Here is a 9,753-nt window from a genome sequence, read left to right on the forward strand (position 1 = left end):
CTGGCGTCTGATCCGCGCCGCCGCGCCGAGCCGTCCAACCTCGTCAGCACGATGAAGCCGCGCGAAATCAGCCGTCCCGGCCAGCCGCTCGTGCGCCGTCTGAACGATGAGCCGGAAGCACCGCGCGCCAAGGCGCCCGCCGATGGTGGCATTCATGCCAAGGCCGCTGCCTGGCGTGCCGCACAGGAACGCCAGATCCCCGAGCCGGTACAGGAGCCGGTCGAGGACGTTCACGCCGAACCGGTACGGGCAGATGCCGTTGACGACGCGCTTTCCGCGCCTGACGCCTATACGGCTGCTCCGGCAGCGGAACCGGTCGACACCCGGCCTGAAGTCGTCCTGCACCAGGAACGCCTCGCCGCGATGGCCGATTCCATCCGCCGTGCGCCCGCCACTCCGGCAGAGCCGGAACAGCGTGAAGAATCTCCGGTCCGTCGAGGCCTGTCGCTCTTTGGCCGCCGCGCCAAGACCCCGGCAGCGCCGGTAGAGGCGCGTACCGCGCCGCGTCCGCCGGCTCAGGCCCAGCGTGCTCCGGCGCCGGCTGAACCGGTCCAGCGCACCGCCCCTAGCGGTGATCTGTTCGGCGATGGCTTTGATGACGCCGATCTCGACATCCCGGCCTTCCTGCGCCGTCAGGCGAACTGACGCCCGTCCCTGCAAGGCCTGAAACCACAAGAAAAGCCCCGGATCGCGAACGGTCCGGGGCTTTTTGCTGCCGCTGCGCGCAAATGTTTCAATTCGCAACAATCGTTTAATTCCGCTCTATGCGCGGCGCTTCTAGTGTGCAAGTGCGAAGAAGAGGGGGTTTCGGCTATCGCCTGAGGGGGCTTGGCCGGAACGGGTAAAAAGCGAATACAAAACAGAAAGATATTCCCATGGTGCGGGCGGCTTTCATGACCGAGCGGACGACACTGGCCCAGGCGGCGGTATGTGCAGGCATCGGCCTGCATACCGGTGCGCGGGTGCGCATGGTGCTCAAACCGGCTGCGGCTGGCACCGGCATCGTGTTTGAACGCACCGATGGCGATCACGCCGACCGGCAGATCCCCGCGCGCTATGACCTTGTCCGCTCCACCGATCTTGGCACCACGCTTGTCAACGAGGCAGGCGCCTCCGTCTCCACCGTCGAGCACGTCATGGCTGCCTTTGCGGGCCTGGGTGTGGATGATGTGATCGTCGAGCTGCACGGGCCGGAAGTGCCGGCGATGGACGGATCGTCCCTGCCTTTCATCGAGCTGATCGAGCATGCAGGGCTGAAGACCCAGCCGGTCCCGCGCCGCGCCATCCGGGTTCTCAAGCCTGTCGAAGTATCGCTCGGTGGACGCACGGCTGTCTTCCTGCCGTCGGTTCAGCCGGCGATTGATGTCTCGATCGATTTCGACAATGCCGTGATCGGCCGTCAGCAATATCGCTTCGAGGTCAGCCCGGCGGGCTTCCGCACCGACATCGCTGCTGCGCGGACCTTCGGCTTCCGTCGTGAATACGAGACCCTGCTCAAAGCGGGCCTTGCCCGTGGCGGCTCGATGGAAAACGCGATCGTTCTCGATGAAGACGGCGTCGCCAATCCAGAAGGCCTGCGCTTTGCCGACGAGTTTGTCCGCCACAAGGTTCTCGATGCGCTGGGCGATCTCTACCTCGCCGGTGCGCCGATCCTTGGTCTCTACCAGGCTTCCCGCCCCGGTCACGGCATCAACAATGTCGCGGTGCGCGCCCTGATGGCTGACACGTCGGCCTGGAAATGGGTGATGATGAGCGAGATTTCCGAAACCAGCCAGACCGGCCGTGCCGCCCGCGGCTAGCGTGCTGCCGGACCGGTTCCTGCAACCGGCTGACACAATGCTTTTTCCTTTCGCCCTGATCGGCTAGAAGACTCTGGCCGAAGTATTTTCATGCCATGCCAAGGGGCCAGGATTTGTTGAACGCCGCGCGCCTTACTCTCGTCGCTTCCCTTTCCGCCCTCGTGCTTGCGGGTTGCCAGGGCAATAACAACCGCGCCGAGCTGGCCTATGTCGCCCGTCCGGTGGAAACGCTCTACAACGCCGCCTATCGCGAGCTGGAGCGTGGCCGCTATACCGAGGCCGCCCTGCTGTTTGACGAGGTCGAGCGCCAGCACCCGTTCTCCGAATGGGCCCGCCGTTCCATGCTCATGGCCGCCTTCACCAATTATCAGGCGACCCGCTATGAGGAAGCCATTGCCAGCGCGCAGCGCTTCATCGCCCTTCATCCCGGCAGCTCCAGCGCGCCTTATGCCTACTATCTGATTGCGATTTGCCACTATGAGCGCATCTACGATGTCGGCCGTGACCAGTCGACAACGCAGGCCGCCTATGACGCCCTGCAACAGGTCGTGCAGCGCTATCCGGACAGCCCCTATGCGCGCGATGCCCGTCTGAAAATCGACATGACGCGCGACCACCTGGCTGGCAAGGACATGGATGTTGGCCGCTGGTATCTGCGTAGCGGTTTCCATCTGGCCGCCATTGGCCGCTTCCAGAATGTGATCCGCGAATACGGCACGACCAGCCACGTGCCAGAAGCCCTGCATCGCCTCGTTGAAGCCTATGTCGCCATGGGCGTGGCCGAGGAGGCCCGTCAGGTCGCCGCCGTGCTGGGTCACAACTTCCCCGGCTCGCAATGGTATGAGGACAGCTACTCTCTGCTTACCTCGCGCGGCATCGATGTGCCGGGTGAGGGGGTTGAGGAAACCGATCCGGGCCTGCTGCAGCGCGCGCTCGACCGGGTATTCGGCTAGCGCCCAGCAGGAGATGAGGGGAGCCTATGCTCGCATCCCTCTCCATTCGTGACATCGTCCTTATCGACCGGCTGGAGCTTGCCTTCCAGCCGGGCCTCTCGGCTTTGACCGGAGAGACAGGCGCGGGCAAATCGATCCTTCTGGGCGCTCTGGGACTGGCGTGCGGGGAGCGCGCCGACCGTGCCATGGTGCGCGCCGGTGCTGATCAGGGCAGCGCCATCGCCGTCTTCGAGCTTGGCAACGGGCATGTGGCCTTCTCGCTCCTCGACGAAGCCGGGATCAGTTACGAGCCGGGAGAGCCGGTCATCCTGCGCCGGGTCATCACCGCCGATGGCCGCTCGCGCGCGCATGTGAATGACCAGCCCGCAAGCGTCGGCCTGCTTCGCGCGCTGGGCGATGTTCTGGTGGAAATCCATGGCCAGCATGACGGGCGCGGCCTGCTGGACCCGAAATCCCACCGCCATCTGCTTGACGAGTTTGCCCGCAATGACGCGCGCCTGGCCGAGACCGCCCGCGCCCATGAGCGCCTGAGCGCGGCACGCCGCCATCTCGAAGCGCTGGAAGCCGGCAAGGCCCGTGCTGCCGAGGAGGAAACCTTCCTGCGCCATGCGGTTGAAGAGCTCGATGCCCTGCAACCGCGCGCCGGCGAGGAAGCAATGCTGGCAGCGGAGCGGCGCTTCCTGCAGCAGGCAGAGACCGCCTTGTCAGACCTGCAGGCTGCCTCGCAGGCCTTTGCCGGGTCCGATGCGGTGGCAAGCCGTCTCAATCAGGCGCTGAAAGGCCTCGAACGCGTCCGCGCCAGCCTCGGCGGCGAGGTGGAAGGTGATGGAGCACAGGCCAGCGCCCTGACCGCGCTCGACAGGGCCAGCGGCGCACTCGAACGGGCTCTCATCGAGTTCGACGAAGCCGAAAGCGCACTGGGCGATGCCGCGTCCCCCTTCGAGGTGGAGCCGGGCGCACTGGAGCGGGCGGAGGAACGCCTCTTTGCCTTGCGTGCGCTTGCCCGCAAGCATCAGGTCGAGGTCGATGCCCTGCCAGCGCTCCGCGCCGATTTTGCAGCCCGCCTGGACGGTGTTGCGGATAGCGAGGGGCGCATGCGCGAGGCTGAAGCCGCGCTGAAAGCGGCGCAAGGTGACTATGCGCGCGCCGCCTCCGCCCTGAGCGAGGCCCGCAGGCAGGCTGGCGAGGCCCTGTCGAAAGCGGTGATGGCCGAGCTTGCGCCACTGAAGCTCGAAAAAGCCCGCTTTCAGGTTTCCGTGACAGCCGATGAGACCCGCTCCGGTCCTTCCGGCTGGGACAGTGTCGCCTTCGAGGTCTCCACCAATCCTGGCGCGCCCTTCGGTCCGCTGGACCGGATTGCATCGGGAGGCGAGCTGTCGCGTTTCGCGCTGGCATTGAAGGTGTGTCTTGCGGGCTCTGACAGCGGCATCGTGATGGTCTTTGACGAGGTCGATCAGGGTGTTGGCGGTGCGGTTGCCGATGCTGTGGGTCATCGCCTTGTGCGCCTTGCCGAGGGCGGCCAGGCGCTCGTTGTCACCCACTCCCCGCAAGTGGCCGCCAGAGCAGGTCATCACTGGAAGATCGCCAAGTCAGAAGAGGGCGAGGCCATGCGTACCCGTGTCGTGCCGCTGGACGGGCGCGAGCGGCGCGAGGAGATTGCCCGCATGCTCTCCGGCGCAGAAGTGACCGAAGCGGCCAGAGCTGCTGCCGACGAATTGATGGCGTCATGATACCCGAAATCGAAAAGCTCTCAGCGGAGGCAGCGGCTGCCGAGCACGCCCGCCTTGCGGAAGAAATCGCCGCACACGACCGTGCCTATTACGAGGACGATGCGCCGCATATTACAGATGCGGAATATGATGGCTTGCGCGCGAGGCTGGAGGCACTCGAGGCGGCCTTTCCGGAACTGGTACACGCGCAAAGTCCGTCACAAAAAGTCGGCGCGAGGCCCTCTGGCAAGTTTTCCGAGGTGCGTCATGCCGTGCCCATGCTATCGCTGGGCAATGCCTTTGAGGATGAGGATGTGGCCGCGTTCGAGACACGTATCCGCCGCTTTTTGAACCTCAAGGATGACGAGACACTCGCCTTCACCGCCGAACCGAAGATTGACGGGCTGTCGGCATCGCTGCGCTATGAGAAGGGTGTGCTCGTCACCGGCGCAACGCGCGGCGACGGCCAGACTGGCGAGAATGTCACCGAAAACCTCAAGACCCTTGGCGAGATCCCGCACCGGCTCACCGGTGATGTACCCGACGTGCTGGAAGTGCGCGGCGAGGTCTATTTGAGCCATGCTGATTTTGCCGCCCTCAATGAGGCGCAGGAAAAGGCCGGAAAGCCGCTCTACAAGAACCCGCGCAATGCCGCTGCCGGGTCGCTGCGCCAGATTGACCCGGGCGTCACCGCGACGCGCCCCTTGCGCTTTTTCGCCTATGCCTGGGGCGAGGTGTCCGAACCCCTGTCCGATACCCAGTCCGGCGCGGTTGCACGCCTGAAAGAACTGGGTTTCGTCACCAATCCGGACATGAAGCTGTGCGAGGGCGTCGACGCGCTGCTGGCCCATTACCACGACCTTGAAGAGCGCCGGGCCGGGCTTGGCTATGATATTGACGGTGTTGTCTACAAGGTCGACCGCCTGGATTGGCAGACGCGCCTCGGCTTTGTCGCCCGCGCGCCGCGCTGGGCGATCGCCCACAAGTTCTCGCCGGAAAAGGCCGTCACGAAACTCAATACAATCGAGATCCAGGTCGGGCGCACGGGCGCGCTGACGCCTGTCGCCAAGCTGGAACCGGTAACGGTCGGCGGTGTGGTCGTCTCCAACGCCACCTTGCACAATGAGGACGAGATCGTCCGCAAGGATGTGCGGGTGGGCGATTTCGTCACCGTACAGCGGGCAGGCGATGTGATCCCGCAAATCGTCGAAGTGCTGAAGGAGCGCCGCGACGGTAGCGAGCAGGTCTTCGTATTCCCGAAGGTCTGTCCGTGCCCGCTGCAAACCCCTGCCGAGAGGGAGGTGAACCCACGCACCGGCGAGGTCAACGCCGTGACCCGCTGCACCGGCGAGTTTGCCTGCCCCTATCAGCGCAAGGAGCATCTCAAACACTTCGTCGCCCGCAAGGCCTTTGACATTGAAGGGCTGGGCGAGAAGCAGGTGGAGGCCTTCTACGAGGAAGGCATCGTGAAGGAACCGGCAGACATCTTCACCCTCGCTGCGCGCAACGCCGCAGGCGATATCACCCCGCCGATTGCCGAGCGGGACGGGTGGGGCGAGAAATCGGCTGCGAACCTTTTTGATGCCATCGAGGCGCGGCGCTCCATCGCGCTCGCCCGCTTCATCAATGCTCTGGGCATCCGCCATGTCGGGGAGGAAACCTCACGCCTTCTGGCCCGCACCTATGGCAGCTGGAGCGCCTTTGAGGAGGCCGCGATCAGGGCAGGCGAGGAAGGCGAGGCCCGCGAGGCGATGCTGGGCATTGATGGCCTGGGTGATACCGCCGTCGACGCGATTGGCCGCTTCTTTGCCGAGGAACATAACCGCGCCGCCCTTGCCCGCCTGCTGGGCGAGGTGACTGTCGAAGATGCCGAGGCTGTCGCGACGGACAGCCCCGTAGCGGGGAAAACCGTTGTTTTCACCGGCTCGCTGGAGCGCTTCACCCGCGATGAGGCAAAGGCGCGCGCACAAAGCCTTGGCGCGAAGGTTGCAGGATCGGTATCGGCCAAGACCGATTATCTCGTCGCCGGTCCCGGAGCGGGATCAAAGCTGAAAAAAGCGACCGAGCTGGGCGTCACCACGCTCACCGAGGATGAGTGGCTGGCGCTGATCGGCAGCTAGCCTACCGGTAGAGATACACAAAGCCCAGGTGAAAGGCCGCGAAGGCCGCCGCGCCAATGACCCGGAAGAGCCAGCGGGGTAGCCGCTTGCTGGTTTGCCCCCAGATCATCTGGCCCAGCCAGCTGCCCAGCAGCACGGCGATCAACAAGGTCAGGATAAGGATTGCCGCCTGCATGCCGTCTCCCTCGCGTCAGGAGTGGCCAGTATAGGGCAGTCTGCAGGCGGTAAAAGTTCGTCATTCCGGATAAGCACGTCAACGTTTATCCGGAATGACGAGGATAGGGGCATCGGCGCGAAGCGCCGCAAGCGCGAATGCGCGCCCGCGACTTTTCGCGGAACACCGCAGCCCGGATGGGCTGCGAAACTAAAATCCGGCTTCCAAATGTCTTCCGGACCAGGTCCGGGATTCCTATGGAAGGACGAGATATTCCAAGCCTACTCTGCCGCCTGCAGCTTGCCGGTGCGCGCATCTTCGATGCGCTGGCGGGCAATCTCGTCGGCAATGAGGTTGGCCGGGCGGCCTTCATTCTCTGCGGCATCAAGGATCTCGCCGAGCGTGGCTTTCAGGCCTTGCAGCTTGCCTTCGACCCAGCGCGAGTCGAAGCGGTTATCGAGCTCGCCCATGATGTTGATGATGCCGCCGGCATTGATCACATAGTCGGGCGCGTAGGCGATGCCTCGCTTCATCAGCTCTGCGCCCATATCGCGCGTGGCGAGCTGGTTGTTGGCAGCGCCGGCAACAGCGCGCACTTTCAGCCGGTCGATCGTCTTTTCGTTGATGATCGCACCCAGAGCGCAGGGCGTGAAAATGTCGGCTTCGACATCGTAGATCTCGTCCTTGCCGACCGTCTTTGCGCCGAGCTTCTTGGCGAGCGATTGCAGCGCGTCTTCGTTGATGTCGGTCAGGGTCAGGTCAGCGCCTTCGCGCGCCAGGTGCTCGCACAGATATGAGCCGACATGGCCGGTTGCGCCCTGCACGGCGATCTTCACGCCAGCGAGTGAGGATTTGCCAAGTGCCTTTTCGGCGACGAGCTGGATGCCCAGGAACACGCCCTTGGCCGTGATCGGGGAGGGGTCGCCCGTGCCGTCGGGCAGGCCGACCACATGACGCGTCGTGCGCCGGGCGCTGACCATGTCAGCGGGGCCGACACCCACATCTTCCGCCGAAATATAGTGGCCGTTGAGCGAATCCACCGCGCGGCCGAACGCTTGGAACAGCGCGTCGCGGTCGAAATCGCCCTGCGGCTTGATGATGACGCTCTTGCCGCCGCCAATCGGCAGGTCGGCCATGATGTTCTTGTAGCTCATGCCCTGGGACAGGCGCAGCACGTCCGTCACGGCATCAGAGGAGCTTTCATACGCCCACATGCGGCAGCCGCCGACCGCCGGTCCGCGCACCGTGGAGTGCACAGCGATGATGGCTTTCAGGCCGGTAACCGGATCGGTGGCGAACAGGACCTTCTCGTGATCGTCGAAGGAGGGATGTTCAAACACGCTGGCAGGCACGCTCATGGGGGAGTTCCTTTTTCAAAAGACGCGCTGGACAATCAGCGCGTTGACGCATCAACGGACGCGGCCGGGTCTGGTGCCCGTTCCATGCCTTTCAAGCCGGATGCATGTCTTTCATGGCCGCCATTTACTCGCCGGGATGGATTTAGGCAAGTCGCGGAAAAATAACGCAGTTTGTCCGGTCAAAGTGCAGAGGCGAGGATTTCGCGGATGCGAGATTGCACGAAGGGCAAAACCTCGTTTTCAAACCATGGGTTCCGCTTCAGCCAGCCCGAATTGCGCCAGCTGGGATGCGGCAGCGCAACATAATGCGGAAGGTGTTCTCGCCAGCGCAGCACGGTGTCGGTAAGGCTGGCCGACCGCTCCAGCTTCAGAAAGTGACGCTGCGCGTGCAGGCCGACGAGCAGCGTCAGTTCCACCTGTGTCAGGCTTTGCGTTACCCGGTCCTGCCAGAGCGGCGCGCATTCGCGCCGCGGTGGCAGGTCACCGCCCTTGGCATCAAGGCCGGGGAAGCAGAAGCCCATGGGCGTGATGGCAAACAGGCGCGGATCGTAGAACTGCGCCTCGCTCACACCCATCCAGCCGCGCAAACGGTCGCCGGACGGGTCGGTGAAAGGCTTGCCCGATGCCTGAACACGCGTTCCCGGTGCCTGACCAATGATGCGGATACGCGCGGTCGCACTGCCTTGCAGGACCGGCCGGCACAGATGCGGCAGCGCGCTCTGGCAGACCCGGCAGGCGCGGATCTGCGCCGCCAGCATGTCGAAGTCTTCAGTCATCGGCTCCGGACGGGGTGTCGGGCAGCGACAGGCGATAGACGCCCTTGAAATCGTCAGGGTCGACCGGCTTTCCCTTGCGGAGAATGACGATCTCGCCCTTGCGAGCCATGCCGATCGCGACGGTGCGCACCTGACGCATCCGCCCCTGCCAGTCTTCGGGCCAGACAGCGCGCGCGGCCTCTGACGGGCAGATGGACTTGCCCGCACCGCGTTGCTCCACAAGCGCGAGAATCGCGCTTTCTATCGTGTGTTCGCTCATGGAATGGAGATAGCGCCGAACATGCGCCGTGACCACCGCCCTTACTGGATGCACAGCGCGTGGGAAGCGTACGAGAATGCGTATGTCGCCCATTTTGTGAAGCCGCATTTCGAGGCGCTGGGCGAGCACGCCAAGATCGTGCGGCCGTGGAACATGGAAGTGTTCGGCCCGAACGTCCGTGCAGGCAGGGCCCTGCACGTGGTGACGCGGCGCGACCAGCCGGTCAGCTTTACCGTCTGGTCTCCTGGCGACACGCCGGGCGCCATCACGATTGGCGATTGCTGTTTCTTTGCTGGCGGCGTGCGCCTGCTGGCAGGGGGCTCCATAACGATCGGCGATGGCGCGCTGATCGCCAAGTCGGTAACGATCTCCGATTCCGACTGGCACGGGCTTTACGACCGGATCGACCCGAGGCCGGAGAGCAGGCCGGTCGTTCTGGGGCGCAATGTCTGGGTGGGCGACGGAGCCTTTATCGGCAAGGGCGTGACGATTGGTGACAATGCCGTCATCGGCGCGCGCAGTGTCGTCACGCGCGATGTGCCTGCCAACACGGTGGTCGCCGGCAATCCGGCAGTGAAAGTGAAAGACCTTGATCCGGACGGGCCCTACAAGACCCGGATGGACA

The 9,753-nt window shown here is 64.3% G+C and carries 9 protein-coding genes and 1 pseudogene; 6 read left to right on the forward strand and 4 right to left on the reverse strand.

Annotation, left to right across the window (positions count from 1 at the left end; translation table 11 throughout):
- From ACTS2Z_RS04340 to ligA, 5 genes and pseudogenes are all read left to right on the forward strand, one after another.
- A pseudogene (locus ACTS2Z_RS04340) lies at positions 1-645 on the forward strand (hypothetical protein); the annotation flags it as partial.
- Between the two features lie 248 nt (positions 646-893).
- Complete coding sequence (gene lpxC / locus ACTS2Z_RS04345; RefSeq protein ID WP_442572003.1) at positions 894-1,799, forward strand: UDP-3-O-acyl-N-acetylglucosamine deacetylase; 906 nt, start codon at positions 894-896, stop codon at positions 1,797-1,799.
- A 95-nt stretch (positions 1,800-1,894) separates the two neighbouring features.
- Positions 1,895-2,752, forward strand: coding sequence for an outer membrane protein assembly factor BamD (locus tag ACTS2Z_RS04350; protein WP_442572004.1), 858 nt, complete (start codon positions 1,895-1,897; stop codon positions 2,750-2,752).
- Positions 2,753-2,778: 26 nt separating this feature from the next.
- Complete coding sequence (recN, locus tag ACTS2Z_RS04355; RefSeq protein WP_442572005.1) at positions 2,779-4,482, forward strand: DNA repair protein RecN; 1,704 nt, start codon at positions 2,779-2,781, stop codon at positions 4,480-4,482.
- Positions 4,479-6,581, forward strand: a complete 2,103-nt coding sequence (gene ligA, locus ACTS2Z_RS04360) for an NAD-dependent DNA ligase LigA (RefSeq protein WP_442572006.1) — start codon at positions 4,479-4,481, stop codon at positions 6,579-6,581. The genes recN and ligA overlap by 4 nt, the downstream gene beginning before the upstream one ends.
- Position 6,582: 1 nt before the next feature.
- Here the strand turns inward: ligA and ACTS2Z_RS04365 are convergent, their stop codons facing one another.
- From ACTS2Z_RS04365 to ACTS2Z_RS04380, 4 genes are all read right to left on the reverse strand, one after another.
- A complete protein-coding gene (locus tag ACTS2Z_RS04365; protein ID WP_442572007.1) occupies positions 6,583-6,756 on the reverse strand; it encodes a hypothetical protein in 174 nt (57 codons plus the stop codon).
- A gap of 260 nt (positions 6,757-7,016) precedes the next feature.
- Entirely contained in the window at positions 7,017-8,093 is a 1,077-nt protein-coding gene (locus tag ACTS2Z_RS04370; protein WP_442572008.1) for a Leu/Phe/Val dehydrogenase, read from the reverse strand.
- Between the two features lie 179 nt (positions 8,094-8,272).
- Positions 8,273-8,869: a uracil-DNA glycosylase family protein gene (locus tag ACTS2Z_RS04375; protein ID WP_442572009.1), complete on the reverse strand. Its 597-nt coding sequence runs from the start codon at positions 8,867-8,869 to the stop codon at positions 8,273-8,275.
- Positions 8,862-9,128, reverse strand: a complete 267-nt coding sequence (locus tag ACTS2Z_RS04380; protein WP_442572010.1) for a DUF3253 domain-containing protein — start codon at positions 9,126-9,128, stop codon at positions 8,862-8,864. Before ACTS2Z_RS04380 ends, ACTS2Z_RS04375 begins: the two co-directional genes overlap by 8 nt.
- A 21-nt stretch (positions 9,129-9,149) precedes the next feature.
- On the opposite strand from ACTS2Z_RS04380, the gene ACTS2Z_RS04385 reads away from it, so the two are divergent.
- A partial coding sequence (locus ACTS2Z_RS04385) for an acyltransferase (protein ID WP_442572011.1) occupies positions 9,150-9,753 on the forward strand: 604 nt, incomplete at its 3' end.

The sequence above is a fragment of the Glycocaulis sp. genome, assembly GCF_052168375.1.
Taxonomy (GTDB): domain Bacteria; phylum Pseudomonadota; class Alphaproteobacteria; order Caulobacterales; family Maricaulaceae; genus Glycocaulis.